The sequence below is a fragment of the Tistrella mobilis genome (assembly GCF_039634785.1).
In the GTDB taxonomy this organism is placed as follows: Bacteria; Pseudomonadota; Alphaproteobacteria; order Tistrellales; family Tistrellaceae; genus Tistrella; species Tistrella mobilis.
Genome location: NZ_JBBIAB010000001.1, coordinates 558,716 through 572,144 on the forward strand (window position 1 = coordinate 558,716; position 13,429 = coordinate 572,144).

At 68.8% G+C, this 13,429-nt stretch carries 16 protein-coding genes; 8 read left to right on the top strand and 8 right to left on the bottom strand.

Features of this window, described 5'->3' with window-relative positions:
• Positions 1–22 precede the first annotated feature (22 nt).
• Positions 23–619 (bottom strand): TlpA disulfide reductase family protein, encoded by a 597-nt coding sequence (locus WI697_RS02655; protein WP_345957263.1) that lies wholly within the window; start codon positions 617–619, stop codon positions 23–25.
• Between the two features lie 129 nt (positions 620–748).
• Here WI697_RS02655 and argH point away from each other — a divergent pair, with 129 nt between their 5' ends.
• From argH to lysA, 3 genes are read left to right on the top strand one after another with little or no spacing between them, the layout of a single operon-like run.
• Complete coding sequence (gene argH / locus WI697_RS02660; protein WP_345957264.1) at positions 749–2,164, top strand: argininosuccinate lyase; 1,416 nt, start codon at positions 749–751, stop codon at positions 2,162–2,164.
• The gene (gene lptM, locus WI697_RS02665) at positions 2,161–2,388 is read left to right on the top strand and encodes an LPS translocon maturation chaperone LptM (protein ID WP_345957265.1); all 228 of its coding nucleotides are present in this window, start codon (positions 2,161–2,163) and stop codon (positions 2,386–2,388) included. The genes argH and lptM overlap by 4 nt, the downstream gene beginning before the upstream one ends.
• 20 nt (positions 2,389–2,408) lie before the next feature.
• A complete protein-coding gene (lysA, locus tag WI697_RS02670) occupies positions 2,409–3,668 on the top strand; it encodes a diaminopimelate decarboxylase (RefSeq protein ID WP_062770170.1) in 1,260 nt (419 codons plus the stop codon).
• A gap of 92 nt (positions 3,669–3,760) precedes the next feature.
• Here lysA and hpt read toward each other — a convergent pair whose 3' ends face one another.
• Together hpt and WI697_RS02680 are read right to left on the bottom strand one after the other, a co-directional pair.
• Positions 3,761–4,303: a hypoxanthine phosphoribosyltransferase gene (gene hpt / locus WI697_RS02675; RefSeq protein ID WP_062770173.1), complete on the bottom strand. Its 543-nt coding sequence runs from the start codon at positions 4,301–4,303 to the stop codon at positions 3,761–3,763.
• Positions 4,304–4,372: 69 nt separating this feature from the next.
• Positions 4,373–5,032: an MJ0042-type zinc finger domain-containing protein gene (locus tag WI697_RS02680; RefSeq protein WP_345957266.1), complete on the bottom strand. Its 660-nt coding sequence runs from the start codon at positions 5,030–5,032 to the stop codon at positions 4,373–4,375.
• A 229-nt stretch (positions 5,033–5,261) separates the two neighbouring features.
• On the opposite strand from WI697_RS02680, the gene ftsE reads away from it, so the two are divergent.
• The 4 genes from ftsE to WI697_RS02700 are packed head-to-tail and all read left to right on the top strand — an operon-like array spanning position 5,262 to position 8,318.
• The gene (gene ftsE / locus WI697_RS02685; protein WP_062770179.1) at positions 5,262–6,026 is read left to right on the top strand and encodes a cell division ATP-binding protein FtsE; all 765 of its coding nucleotides are present in this window, start codon (positions 5,262–5,264) and stop codon (positions 6,024–6,026) included.
• Positions 6,023–6,910, top strand: a complete 888-nt coding sequence (locus WI697_RS02690) for a cell division protein FtsX (RefSeq protein ID WP_345957267.1) — start codon at positions 6,023–6,025, stop codon at positions 6,908–6,910. The genes ftsE and WI697_RS02690 overlap by 4 nt, the downstream gene beginning before the upstream one ends.
• Positions 6,907–7,599: a YdcF family protein gene (locus tag WI697_RS02695; RefSeq protein WP_345957268.1), complete on the top strand. Its 693-nt coding sequence runs from the start codon at positions 6,907–6,909 to the stop codon at positions 7,597–7,599. Before WI697_RS02690 ends, WI697_RS02695 begins: the two co-directional genes overlap by 4 nt.
• Positions 7,596–8,318 (top strand): lysophospholipid acyltransferase family protein, encoded by a 723-nt coding sequence (locus WI697_RS02700; RefSeq protein WP_062770188.1) that lies wholly within the window; start codon positions 7,596–7,598, stop codon positions 8,316–8,318. The genes WI697_RS02695 and WI697_RS02700 overlap by 4 nt, the downstream gene beginning before the upstream one ends.
• Before the next feature lie 175 nt (positions 8,319–8,493).
• Here the strand turns inward: WI697_RS02700 and WI697_RS02705 are convergent, their stop codons facing one another.
• The 3 genes from WI697_RS02705 to WI697_RS02715 are packed head-to-tail and all read right to left on the bottom strand — an operon-like array spanning position 8,494 to position 10,076.
• Positions 8,494–8,928 (bottom strand): PaaI family thioesterase, encoded by a 435-nt coding sequence (locus WI697_RS02705; RefSeq protein ID WP_014743654.1) that lies wholly within the window; start codon positions 8,926–8,928, stop codon positions 8,494–8,496.
• Complete coding sequence (locus WI697_RS02710; protein WP_014743655.1) at positions 8,925–9,413, bottom strand: PaaI family thioesterase; 489 nt, start codon at positions 9,411–9,413, stop codon at positions 8,925–8,927. The genes WI697_RS02705 and WI697_RS02710 overlap by 4 nt, the downstream gene beginning before the upstream one ends.
• 48 nt (positions 9,414–9,461) lie before the next feature.
• Positions 9,462–10,076, bottom strand: coding sequence for a gamma-glutamylcyclotransferase (locus tag WI697_RS02715; protein ID WP_014743656.1), 615 nt, complete (start codon positions 10,074–10,076; stop codon positions 9,462–9,464).
• Between the two features lie 228 nt (positions 10,077–10,304).
• Here WI697_RS02715 and WI697_RS02720 point away from each other — a divergent pair, with 228 nt between their 5' ends.
• A complete protein-coding gene (locus tag WI697_RS02720) occupies positions 10,305–11,312 on the top strand; it encodes a DUF2125 domain-containing protein (protein ID WP_345957269.1) in 1,008 nt (335 codons plus the stop codon).
• 38 nt (positions 11,313–11,350) lie between these two features.
• Here WI697_RS02720 and WI697_RS02725 read toward each other — a convergent pair whose 3' ends face one another.
• Positions 11,351–12,247 (bottom strand): prephenate/arogenate dehydrogenase family protein, encoded by an 897-nt coding sequence (locus WI697_RS02725; protein ID WP_014743658.1) that lies wholly within the window; start codon positions 12,245–12,247, stop codon positions 11,351–11,353.
• A 77-nt stretch (positions 12,248–12,324) separates the two neighbouring features.
• On the bottom strand, positions 12,325–13,425 hold the full coding sequence (hisC, locus tag WI697_RS02730; protein WP_296715680.1) for a histidinol-phosphate transaminase: 1,101 nt from the start codon (positions 13,423–13,425) through the stop codon (positions 12,325–12,327).
• Positions 13,426–13,429: the final 4 nt, after the last annotated feature.

The following is a 13,429-nucleotide window of genomic DNA, read 5'->3' on the forward strand; positions in this document are numbered from 1 at the left end:
GGCGGCCCCTGCCGTTTGAACCTCAGCCGCCCGCCGCCGCTTTGCCGATGGCGGCGTTGATCAGGGCCAGACCTTCGGGCGCGTCCCAATGGGCGATGCCGACCAGCCGGGCGATCTCGCGGCCTTCGCGATCGATCAGCAGGGTGGTGGGCAGGCCGGCGACCCTGGTGGCGCCCAGGGTGCGCATGGGCTTGTCGATCGCAACCTCGATCCGGTCGAGATTCAGCTTTTCGAGGAAGGGGCCGACCACGGCCGCCCCACCCTGATCGGCCGCGACCGCAAGCACGGTGAAGTCGGCGCCGCCGAGCGAGGCCTGGAGCCGGTTCAGGGCCGGCATTTCCTCGATACAGGGTGCGCACCACGTGGCCCAGAAGTTGAGCAGCACGACCTTGCCCCGGTAGTCGGCAAGCGTCACCGGGCTGCCGTCGAGCCTGGTCATTTCAAGCGCCGGCAGTGGAGCGGGCTGGTCCTGGACCTGAAGCTTCGCCAGACTGTCCCGTGCGAAGGAGGCATCGATCCCGCCCGGCTTGTCGGCGGGGCCGAAGCCGCGGTAGATAAGGACACCCGCCACGATGACGACGACGGCGGCGGCGAGAGCGGCGATGACCGGTTTCTTCATGCGAGGAGGATCTCCGTGTGAGGAAGGGCTGTCGCGACTATCCGCCTGCCGCGCAATCGCCGTCCCCATCCGTCGAAACCCGGGGAGACCATCCAGGTCCCCCGACCTGCCAGGAAGCCGAGGAGCGAGATGACCAGCGACAGCAAGGGCGGCGCCGGCCGCGCGAGCGGCGTGAACATGTGGGGCGGCCACTTCGACAGCGCGCCCTCGGATCTGATGCAGGAGATTAACGCCTCCATCGATTTCGACAAGCGCCTCTACGCCCAGGACATCGCCGGCTCGCGCGCCCATGCCCGGATGCTGGGCGCCAGGGGGATCCTCTCGGCCGAGGATGTGGCTGCGATCGAAAACGGGCTCGATCAGGTCCTGGCCGAGATCGAGGGCGGTGACTTCCCCTTCAGCCGCGAGCTTGAAGACATCCATATGAATGTCGAAGCCCGGCTGACCGAGATCATCGGCGATGCCGGCAAGCGGCTGCACACCGGCCGGTCGCGCAACGATCAGGTCGCGACCGATTTCCGGCTGTGGCTGCGCGACATGCTCGACCGTTTCGACGGCCAGCTCCGCGATCTGCAGGCGGCCCTGATCGAGCGTGCGGAACAGCATGCCGAGACGGTGATGCCCGGCTTCACCCATCTTCAGACCGCCCAGCCGGTGACCTTCGGTCATCATCTGCTGGCCTATGTCGAGATGTTCGGCCGCGATCGCGGCCGGCTTTCCGACGCCCGCCGCCGGCTGAACGAGAGCCCGCTGGGGTCGGCGGCGCTGGCCGGCACCTCCTTCCCGATCGACCGGCATATGACGGCCGCCGAACTCGGCTTCGACCGGCCGATGGCCAACTCGCTCGACGGCGTCTCGGCGCGCGATTTCGCGCTGGAGTTCCTGGGGGCGGCGGCCATCTGCGGCACCCATCTTTCGCGCATTGCCGAAGAGCTGGTGATCTGGTCGTCGGCGCCCTTCCGCTTCGTGCGCATGTCCGACGCCTACACCACCGGCTCGTCGATCATGCCCCAGAAGCGCAACCCCGATGCGGCCGAACTGGTCCGCGCCAAGGTCGGCCGGATCATGGGCGCCCAGGTGGCGCTGATGACGGTGATGAAGGGGTTGCCGCTCGCCTATTCGAAGGACATGCAGGAAGACAAGGAGCCGACCTTCGATGCGGTCGACGCCCTGTCGCTGGCCATCCAGGCCATGACCGGCATGATCCGCGACCTGACCGTCAACCCCGATGCCATGCGTGCCCAGGCCTCGGGCGGCTATTCCACGGCGACCGATCTGGCCGACTGGCTGGTGCGGGTGGTGGGGCTGCCCTTCCGCGAGGCGCACCATCTGACCGGCCGCGTGGTCCGCGCCGCCGAGACCCGCGGGCTCCGGCTCGACGAACTTTCCGCCGAGGATCTGGCGGCGGTGGATGCCCGGATCACGGCCGGGGCGATGGCGGTGCTGACCGTCGATGCCTCGGTGCGCAGCCGCATGTCGTTCGGCGGTACCGCGCCCGACGGCGTGCGTGCCCGTGCGGCCGAAGCCAGGGAGCGCTTTCTGTGAGCCACCTCTCCATCCGCCTCCGACACCTCGTCCTGGCCCTGATGATGGCGACGGCCCTTGCCGCCTGCGGCAAGAAGGGTGAGCTGGTGCCGCCGATGGCGGTGAAATCCGACGGCACCGTCGACAAGGAGAAGATCCCCAACTATCCGCTGGGGTCCGACCCGAAGAGCCTGGTGACCCCGGGCCGCACCAACGGCCCCGGCCTTGGTGTGCCGCCCTACTGACGCCCGATCCCGAGGACGACATGGATCATTTCGAATACCGCAACGGCATCCTCCATGCCGAGGACGTGCCGCTGACCCGGATCGCGGCCGAGGTGGGCACCCCGGTCTACGTTTATTCCCGCGCGACCCTGACCCGCCATGCCCGCGTCTTTCGCGACGCGCTGGCGGGGCTGGATCCGCTGATCTGCTATGCCGTGAAGGCCAATGGCAATCAGGCGGTCCTGAAGCTGCTGGCGGCGGAGGGCTATGGCGCCGATGTCGTCTCGGCAGGCGAGATGAAGCGCGCTCTGGCTGCCGGCATCCCGGCCGGGAAGATCGTGTTCTCCGGCGTTGCCAAGACCGATGCCGAGATCCGCGCGGCGCTGGAGGCGGGCATCCTGCAGTTCAACGTCGAAAGCGACGCCGAACTGGACGCGATCGAGCAGGTGGCGGCAGCCATGGGGGTGACGGCGCGGGTGTCGCTGCGCATCAACCCCGATGTCGATGCCGGCACCCATGCCAAGATCACCACCGGCAAGGCCGACAACAAGTTCGGCATCGCCTGGGATCGTGCGATCGACGTATACGCCCATGCCCGACGGCTGCCGCATGTCGAGGCGACCGGCATCGACCTGCATATCGGCTCGCAGCTTTCGAAGCTCGAACCCTTCGAGGCGGCTTTCACCCGCACGGTGGAGCTGATCCGCAGGCTCAAGGCCGAAGGCCATCCGATCCGCCATCTCGATCTGGGTGGCGGCCTCGGCATCCCCTATAGCGACGAGACGCCGCCGGCGCCCCAGGCCTATGCGGAGATGGTGCACCGGGTGACGGGTGACCTGGATCTGAAGCTGATCTTCGAGCCGGGCCGGGTGATCGTCGGCAATGCCGGGCTGATGCTTTCCGAGGTGGTCTATGTCAAGGAGACGGCAAGCAAGCGCTTCCTGATCCTGGATGCGGGCATGAACGACCTGATGCGCCCGGCGCTCTATGATGCCTATCACGAGGTGGTGGCGGTCACCGAGCCCGCAGCCGGGGCGGCGCGGGCGCCGGTGGAGATCGTGGGTCCCGTCTGCGAGAGCACCGATGTCTTCGCCCGCGAGCGGCCGATGCCGCCGGTGGCGCGGGGCGATCTGGTCGCCTTCCGTTCGGCCGGTGCCTATGGCGCCACCATGTCCAACACCTACAATGCCCGCGAGCTGGTGCCCGAGGTGCTGGTCGATGGCGACCGCTATGCCGTCATCCGTCCGCGCCAGACGGTCGACGAGCTGATCGCGATGGACCGTGTCCCCGACTGGATCTGAGATCCGGCGGGCCCGCGCATGAACGAAGAGGGCGGCAGCCGGTCACCGGCTGCCGCCCTCTTGCCGTCCGACTGCCGGGCTGCCGAGCGGGGTCAGCCCTCCTTGGGGGCCAGCACGCCGATAAAGGGCAGCTCGCGGAAATAATGGGCGTAGTCGAGGCCGTAGCCGATCACGAACAGGTCATCGACGGTGAAGCCCACATGATCGGCCTGGAACTCCACCTTCGCCTTGCCGGGCTTGTGGAGCAGCACGCAGGATTTCACCTCGGCTGCGCCGCGCGACAGCAGATGGTCGCGGGCGAAGCGCAGGGTGCGGCCGCTTTCCAGGATGTCGTCGATCAGCAGGATCTGGCGGCCCTCGACCGAGTCGGTCACGTCCTTGCGGATCTCGACCACGCCCGAGCTGGTCGTGCTGCGGCCATAGCTGGACAGCATCATGAAATCGACCTGCGGCTGCATGCCGGCGCCGTGCAGGCTCCGGATCAGATCGGCGCAGAAGACGAAGCTGCCCTTCAGGATGGCGACCAGCAACGGTTCCGGCCCCATGCTCGACGCGATCTCCGAGGAGAGCCCCTGGATCCTCTGGTCGATTTCGCCTCGGCTGATCAGGGTGCGGATGTCGCCTTCCGGACGCATGCGGTCTGGTCTCCAGATGTCGGGGATGGATAAGGCGCCGCGCCTGGCGGCGGCGGCGCCCTTGGGAGTCTATTCTGCGGCCGAGAAGCGCACGTCGAAGCGGACTGCTTCCCGCGGCGGATTTTCGACCCGCTGGTTGAAGCGCAAAACCTCGCCGGGCAGCATGCGGTTCGACGAGACGCTGAAGCTCGACGTTCCGAGTTCCTGACCGTCCGCGCCGTAATACATGATCGTGAGCGGCGGTACGGCCCGGACACCGTCGGAGAGATTATAGATCTCGCCGTCGATTTCGAGGATCGGGCGCCCCTCGACCGTTTCGCCCCGGGCAACCAGGTTGCGGACCTCGAGCCCCAGCACCTCTCCCCCGACACCCAGGCCCAGCGTGCCATAGACGGCGGCGGTGAAGGGCAGGGCGCGCACCACCTGTTCCCGGCCCACGATCAGGCCGCCGATCATCGCGGCGATCACGATGCCGAGGGCGGTGAAGGCCGGCCAGCGCGGGCTGCGGGCGGGGGCCACATCCATGGCAACCGGGCGCCGCTCGTACAGGCTGGCGGGTTCGTCGGGGTTCTCGTCACGGGGCAGCGCCAGGGGGCGCGGCATGTCGGCCGGCGGGTCCTGGTGCCAGACATGGCCGCATTGGGTGCAACGCACCTTCCGGCCGTCAGGGCCCAGGGACTGCGGGTCGAGCGTATAGCGGGTCGAACAGGCCGGGCAGGTCAGGATCATCGCTCGAAACCGAGGGTGTGCGGGGCGGCATGCGCCGTGCCGCCGGGCGGCCTGGCAGGGGAGGTCCTCGCGCCGGATGAACGGGTGCAGCCAAGGTTGCAGCCTCCGTCCGGGCGGGTTATAGGCTCCACCGGGTGCCGGTTGCAAGGCCACCGGCCCCGTGCCATGCTTCCCGCGGCGCGTCATGAGGATACCCTCCTACGGAACCCCCTCGCAACAGGCAGGATCGATGGCCGACGAGACGGCTCTAGTCCGGTTCGACGACGTCGGCATGCGGTATGACGGCGGCGCCGAGGTGCTGCACGGCGTCAGCTTCAGCCTCGCACCCGGCTCTTATCACTTTCTGACCGGCCCGAGCGGTGCCGGAAAGTCCACACTTCTGCGGCTGCTCTACCTGGCCCAGCGGCCGACGGCGGGGCAGATTTCGCTCTTCGGCCGGGATGTCCGCGAACTCGGCCGTGCCGATCGCGCACGCATGCGTCAGCGCATGGGCGTGGTTTTCCAGGATTTCCGCCTGCTGCCGCATCTGAGCGTGTTCGACAACGTCGCCCTGCCGTTGCGCATCCTGAAGGCGCCGGAGGCCGAGATCCGCCGCGATGTGGGGGAGCTGCTGGCCTGGGTGGGGCTGGGTGAGCATGAAGCGGCCTCGCCCGCCACGCTGTCGGGCGGCCAGCAGCAGCGCCTGGCGATCGCCCGGGCGGTTGTGGTCCGGCCGCGGCTTCTGCTTGCCGACGAGCCGACCGGCAATCTGGATGCCGAGATGGGCCTGAAGCTGATGCACCTCTTCGAAGAGCTGAACAAGCTGGGCACGACCATCGTGATCGCCACCCATGACACGACCCTGCTTGCCCGCTTCCGTCATCCCCGCCTGGTGCTGACCGAGGGGCGGCTGAAGACCATGCCGCCCGCTCCGCCGCCGCGGGGACCCGTGGTTCAGCGCACGGCGCCAGTGGCGCCACGCGCCGAAGAAACGCGGGGGGAGGGGCGGTCATGATCGGTCGTCGTGGCGCGGGCCTGCCGCTTGGCCGGGATCTGTCGGCGCGTTTTCTGCCCTGGCTGCTGGCGCCGATGGCGGCCCTTCTGGCGCTGGCTCTGATCGCGATCGGCACGGCCGACCGGGCGATCGATCGTTGGGCCGCGGCGCTCGGCGATCGGGCGACGGTCTGGCTGCCGGCATCGGAAGATCAGGATCACGGGCCCGATGCCCGGCTCGGGCCATTGATCGGGCTGCTGGAGGCCGAGCCGCTGGTGCGCGAGATCCGGCCGGTCCCGCGCGAGGATGCCGAAGCCCTGGTCTCCCCCTGGCTGGGGCCGGAACTGGCCGAGGTGGATCTGCCGCTGCCGACCCTGGTCGATCTGACGCTCGCACCGGCCCGGCCGGGGGAGATCGAGGCCTTGTCCGACCGCATCGCCGAGATGATCGAGGGCGCCCGACTGGAGCGGCCGGGCGACTGGGTGGCACGGCTGGCGGCGATCGGCCGCACGGTGCAGGCCGCTGCGGCGGGGTTGGGCGCGCTCTTCGGGCTTGCGGCGGCGCTGGCGGTGATTTTTGCGGTCAAGACTGCGCTGGCCATCCATCGCGAGACCATCGACATCCTCCATGTCATGGGCGCGCCCGACGACTATGTCGCCCGGCAGTTCGCCATGCAGGGGCTCCGGGTCGGCTTCTGGGGCGGTCTGGCCGGCAGCCTGGTGGCGGCGACGCTGGTCTTTGCCGCGGGTGCGGTTCTGCCCGAGACCTCGGCGCCACTGCTGCCGCGGCTCGACCCCGGGCCGGTCGGCTGGGGCGGCCTCATCCTGGTGACGCCGGCCCTGGCGGTGGTGGCGGCGCTGGTCGCCCGCATCACCGTCATCCGGCGCCTGAGGGCGATGCCGTGAGCCGCCGTGGCCGTGGGCGGCGGCTGGGCGGCGCATCGGCAGGGGGACCGCGACGGCGTCCCTGGCGGTTGCGCCTGCTGGTCTGGCGCCTGCTGCTGGTGGCGGTGGGGGCCTGGGCAGCCGGTTTCGTGATCTATGCCGAAACCCTGCCGTCCGAAACCCCGCCCGACTGGCGGCGCACCGATGCGATCGTGGTGTTGACCGGCGGCGCCGACCGGCTGGGGGTGGGGCTGGATCTGCTGGATGCGGGGGCGGCGCCGCGGCTGTTCATTTCGGGCGTCGACCGCCGGGTCGACCTGCCCGGCCTGCTGAAGGCGTCGGGGCGTGAGGCCGCAGACTATGCGGGGCGTGTGGTGCTGGGCTTTTCCGCCGGCGACACGGTGGGCAATGCCCGCGAGACCTATGGCTGGGCAGAGGCGCAGGGCGTGCGGTCGATCCGCCTGGTTACGGCGTCCTATCATCTGCCGCGGGCCCTGATCGAGTTCCGTCGCGCCTTGCCGGGGGTGGAGATCCTGCCTCATCCGGTCATCCCGGAACATGTCAAACAGGACGGCTGGTGGCGCTGGCCGGGCACGGCCGCGCTGTTCCTGGCCGAGTATCAGAAATTCCTGGTCGCCTGGGCGCGGGACTGGCTGCTCCGCAAGCTGCTGCCCTGGCCGGCCGGCACGGTCGACGAGGTCGGGGCATGACTGCTGTGCGGGCGCTGGTCTTCAGCCTGTTCTTCTATCTCTGGGGCACGGTGATCATGCTGGCCGCCCTGCCCGTCGCCTGGAGCCGGGGGGCGCTCTGGTGGCTGCGCCGGGTGTGGATCCGGGGGTTCCTGGCGGTGCTGAGGCTGGTGGTCGGCCTCAGGGTCGAGATCCGCGGCCGCGCGCATCTGCCGCCCGAACCCTTCATCGTCGCCGCCAAGCATCAGTCGATGCTGGAGACCTTCGTGCTGGGCGCGCTTTTCGACCGGCCGGCCTTCGTGCTCAAGCGGGAGCTGACCTCTATACCGGTCTTCGGCTGGTATCTGAAGCGGGTGGGCATGGTGCCGATCGACCGGGCGCGCGGGCCGTCTGCGCTCAGGCGGATGCACACCGCCGCACGGGCCTGCGCGGCCGAGCGCCGGCCCCTGATCATCTTTCCCGAAGGCACCCGCCGTGCGCCCGGTGCGCCGCCCGATTACAAGCGCGGGCTTGCCCTGGTGGCGCGGGCCACCCCCGATCTGCCGGTGGTGCCGGTGGCGCTCAACACCGGTCTGTTCTGGGGCAAGGGCCTGCTGGACAAGCGGCCGGGAGTGACGGTGATCGAGATCCTGCCGCCGCTGGCGCCCGGGCTTCAGGGGGATGCGCTGCTCGATGCCGTCGCGGCGGTCATCGAGCCGGCCTCGGCCCGGCTGGCGGACGGATCATCCAGGGGCCGCTGAGGTGATGCGACCATCCACCGCAGTCTGTGGATAACTCTGTGTATGATCTGGGGATCCGTGCGGACATCCGGGCTGAACAGAGTCTGGCGGTCTTTGTAACTCTTTGATCAGAAACGGAGTCGGCGCCAGCATCCACATGTCGTCCGAAATGTGGATGAAATCCCCGGAGCCGTGTTCAGTCGATCAGGAAATGTGCGATGGCCGAGGCGATCGGGCGCGCCCGGTCTTCCTGCCATGCCGTGGTGTGAACATTGACCACCCGACGGCCCATCTTGGTGATCCGGCTGGTGGCATAGGTATCCACCGCGCGGCCCGATCGCAGATAGTCGATGGTGATGGTGATCGTCTTGGGCACGCGGACCTGAGACATCTCCCAGGTGACGTGGGAGAGGGCAGCGGTTTCCAGCAGCGAGCCGATGATCCCGCCATGCAGCGCCCGAAGCACCGGGTTGCCGATATGCTCCGGGCGATAGCCCATCCGGAAGACCAGTTCGTCCTCGACCAGATTGGCGGTGAGGTTCAGGAACCGGGCATAGGGCACCGCCTGGTTCAGGGGCGTGAAGTCGCCGGTGGCGCGCGACCGCTCGATGGCATCCTGAAGGCTGGTCATTCGGCGTCCTCGCGATGGGTCACCTTGGTGCCGATCATGAAGCTGCCGGCGGCGGTGGCGATGGGGCCGTCCTCGCCCTCGTGCCAGGCTTCGGCGGTGACGAAGGCAACATTGGGGGTGACGCGGGTTACCCGGGCGCGGGCGTGCAGCCATTTGTTCGGCGTGGACGGGCGCATATAGTCGATGCGCAGGTCGAGCGTCGCGATCGGCTGCAGCCGGGGCAGGGCGGTGAAAACCGCAATGCCGCAGGCGCTGTCGATCAGCGTGGTGACCACGCCGCCGTGCAGCACGCCGGTCTCGGGGTTGCCGATCATGAAGCTGCGATAGGGCAGGCGTACCACCGCCAGGCCCTTGTCGATCTCCAGCACCTCGAGACCGAAATGGCTGATCAGCGGGTGGTCTTCGCCGAAGATCGCCCTGAGGGCGGGATTGTTGCCCGTATCGAGTGCCCCTTTTCCGGCGGGCGTTCCGTCCGTTTCGGTCATCGTCTGGCGGCCGTCCTGTGCGTTTCCATCGCCTTGGTTCTTCTGATCCTACACGTGCTTACCCGAGGTGGGCCCGGAAGGCAAATTTGTTGCGCGGGTGTACTCTGCCGTCGGGACCTCGACGCCGCGTGCCACCGCATCCAGAACGTCGCGGAGCGGGCCGCCATGCAGGCCCATCTCGGCCATGCGCTCCAGCGTCTGCGACAGATAGTCCCGGGCCGTCCCCATCATGCCGGTGCCGGCGCGGACCAGCTCCGCCATGTGTTCCAGCCCCAGCCGGCCGGTATAGCGGGCGCCGTTGCGATCGGCGACATAGGTGACGGCCGGTACCCGGCGGCCGTCGTCGAGCCGGACCGGCAGAATCCGGCGCAGATAGACCCGATCATCCTGGCCCATCTCGCGGTCGTCCAGATAGGCGAGCACGGTTCGGGTTTCGTCGGCCCGGATACGGAAGGCGATGCCCCGGCAGGCGCCGCCGCGATCCAGCCCCATCACAAGGCCGGGCCGCTCGGGCGTGCCGCGATAGCGGGTGGAATAGATGCACAATGCGCGGTGATAGCCGTAGAGCAGCGCTGCCCGGGCCTCTGCCGGCTCGAAGCCCGGCCGCCACATCAGAGAGCCGTAGCCGAACACCCAGACGTCGCCACCGTCCATCGACATCATCCGCCTTCCCATGTCATGCCCGTCCGGCAGTCTCAGCCGTGCAGTCTACGCCGCGACCTGCGGGTGCGAAAAGCCTTGTGACCGTCTGGCTGCCCATGACCGGGCCGAAGCCCCGTGACCATTGAGGGGCGATCCTCCCATATCTCGACCCCTGTTCCTCGCCGCGTTATACAGGCCCCAGCCGTGCCGCTCGTGGTGCTGCCGTCCAACGGAGAAAGCCCTGGCCTCATGCGACTGAAGCGTGTGTTCGTTCTCCTCGCCATCCCGGTGGTCGCCCTTGGGGCCTGGACGGTGGTCTGGTTCCGCATCGCCGACGAGGTGAAGGCGTCCGTCGACGCCTTTGCGGCCGACCAGGCGAAATCCGGGCGCAGTTTTGCGCATGGAGACGTGGCCGTGAACGGCTGGCCGTTCCGGGTGGAGGCGACCGTGCCGCAGCCGGTGCTGACGGCGGAGAACGGCCGCAATACCGTCCGGGCCGACCGGGTGGTGGTCTATGTGCAGCCCTTGCAGATGCGCCATCTGGTGGCGGTGATCGAGGGCCCGATCGTCTTTGCCGATGCCACGGCGCGGATCGAGATTGAGCCCGAACACGCCGCGTCGAGCCTGGTCTTCGACGAGGCCGGCCGGCTGGAGCGCGGGGCGCTCGACATGACGAAGATCAAGGGGCGCATGATCGAAGGCGATGCCCCGCCTGCCGCCTTCACCACGGAGCGGCTTCAGGTCCATGAGCGCCGCGAGGCCGAGGGTGGCGCCCGGGCGGCACTGGAGATGGAAGGGCTCGACCCCGAGGCGGAAGACTATCCGACGCTGTCGCGGCTGTTCATCGACGTCACCCGGCCGCAGCCGATCGACGAGCCGGTCGATCGTGCGGCGCTGGAACGCTGGCGCGATGCCGGGGGCACGGTCGACCTTACCCGCTTCGAGGCGATCGCCGGCGAGGTGACGGTGACCGGCGACGGCACGTTCGCGGTCGACAAACTGCTGCGGCCGGAAGGGGCCGCCTCCTTCCGTATCGCCGGTGCCGAGGAATTGCTGGCCCGGCTGGAACGGTCCGGCCGCATGACGCCGCAGGTCCGCACCATGCTGGAACAGATGCTGGGCCTGTTCGAACAGGTCGAGGAGGGTGGCCGCAAGGCGGTGCGGGTGCCGGTGACGATCCAGGCCGGCGTGCTGACCGTGGCCGGCCTGCCGATCGTGCCCGTCGCACCGCTGCTGCCGCCCGAGCAGCCGTCCTGACAACGACCCGGAGGGTTGTTCTCAGGGCCGGGGGTGCGTCAGGCCTGGCGCGCCTCGATGATCGCCCGCCGGGCGTCGCGGGTGCGGGTGAACAGGGCTTCGAGCTTGTCCGCCTCGCCCCAGCGGATCGCCCGCTGCAGGGCCTGAAGATCCTCGGTGAAGCGGCCGAGCATTTCCAGCACCGCATCGCGGTTGTTCAGGAAGACGTCACGCCACATCACCGGGTCGGACCCCGCCAGGCGCGAGAAATCGCGGAAGCCACCGGCGGCATATTTGAACACCTCCCAGTGGTGGTGCTCTTCCAGGTCCATGACCGTGCCGACGATGGTGTACGAGATCAGATGCGGCAGATGCGAGGTGATCGCCAGAACCGTGTCGTGGTGCTCGGGCGTCATCACGTCGACATTGCTGCCCATCGCCCGCCAGAACCGGGTGCAGAGATCGACCGCACCGGCATCGGCCCCTTCGATCGAGGGCGGGGTCAGGATGCACCAGCGGCCGTCGAACAGCGTGGCGAAGCCGTGCTCCGGGCCTGACTTTTCGGTGCCGGCAACCGGATGGGCGGGGACGAAATGGATGCCGGCCGGGACATGCGGGGCGACGTCGGCAACCACCGAGGTCTTGGTCGACCCCACATCCGAGAGGATGGCGCCGGGCCGCATGGCCGGGGCCGCGGCTGCCGCGATGCCGCCCATGGCACCCACCGGTGCGCAGATCAGCACCATGTCGGCATCGGCCACGGCATCCGCGATGCTGGTCGCGGCACGATCGATGGCCGAAAGCTCCAATGCCGTCGCCAGCCGTCCGGCATCCGGATCATAGGCCACCACCTCGCCCGCGGCGCCATACTGGCGGGCCGCCCGGGAGACGGAGCTGCCGATGAGGCCGATGCCGAGAATGGCAAGGCGGCCGATGACCGGGGGGTTCTTGACCATGAGACGGGTTCCGGAAGGCGGAGGGCAGGTGTCGGCAACGGACGAGGCGGCCGGCGCCCCGTCCGCTACGGCGATGATCAGTCGGTGTTGCGGCCCAGGATGTTCTTCAGCGAGGCCAGCATGATGTCGAGGCTGTCGGCGGCACCGATGGTGATGCGCAGCGCATTGGGCAGGCCGTAGCTCGCCATGGCGCGCAGGATGATGCCGTCGGCCATCAGCGCTTCGTAGACGCGGGCGGCGGTGTTCGGCCCGTCGGCGGGGAAGTCGACCAGCAGGAAATTGCCGTGGCTGGGATGGACGGTCAGGCCAAGGGCCGTCAGCTCGCCCGCAAGCCAGGTCCGCTTGGCGACCGTGTAGTCGCGCACCCGGGCCACATGTTCCTGGTCACGCACGGCGGCGGCGGCGGCGATCTGCGCCGGCAGCGGCACGTTGAACGGGTTGCGGATCCGGTTCAGCACGTCGGCGACGACGGGCGAGCAATAGGCCCAGCCGACGCGCAGGGCGGCGAGGCCGTAGATCTTCGAGAAGGTCCGGGCCATCACGACATTGTCGGCGGCGTCGACCAGTTCGGTACCGGGCGAGTAGTCGGGGTCGGTGACGTATTCGGCATAGGCCGCGTCCAGCACCAGCAGGGTCGAGGCCGGCAGGCCGGCATGCAGGCGGCGGACCTCCGGGAACGGCAGCAGGCTGCCGGTCGGGTTGTTCGGGTTGGCCAGGAACACGATCCGGGTGTTCGGCGTGACCTTGGCCAGAAGCTGGTCGACATCGGCGACCAGCGCCTGTTCGGGGGCCGCCACCGGCTGCGCGCCCACGCCCCTGGCGTTCAGCGGGTACATCAGGAAGCCGTACTGGCTGTAGAGGACGTGGTCCTCGGGCCCCGCATAGGCGCGGGTCAGCAGGGTCAGCACTTCATCCGAGCCGCAGCCGGTGACGATGCGGGCGGGATCGAGCCCGTGCACCTCGGCAATCGCCTCGCGCAGGTCGTCGGCACCGCCTTCGGGATAGCGGTGCAGCATCGATGCACAGGAGAGATAGGCCTCCACCGCCTTGGGGCTGGGGCCCAGATCGTTCTCGTTCGAGGCGAGCTTGATCGACCGGACGGCGCCGTCGGCCGAATTCTTGCCACCGACATAGGGCTTGATGTCCATGATGCCCGGACGGGGCGTAAGGGCGGTCATGCGG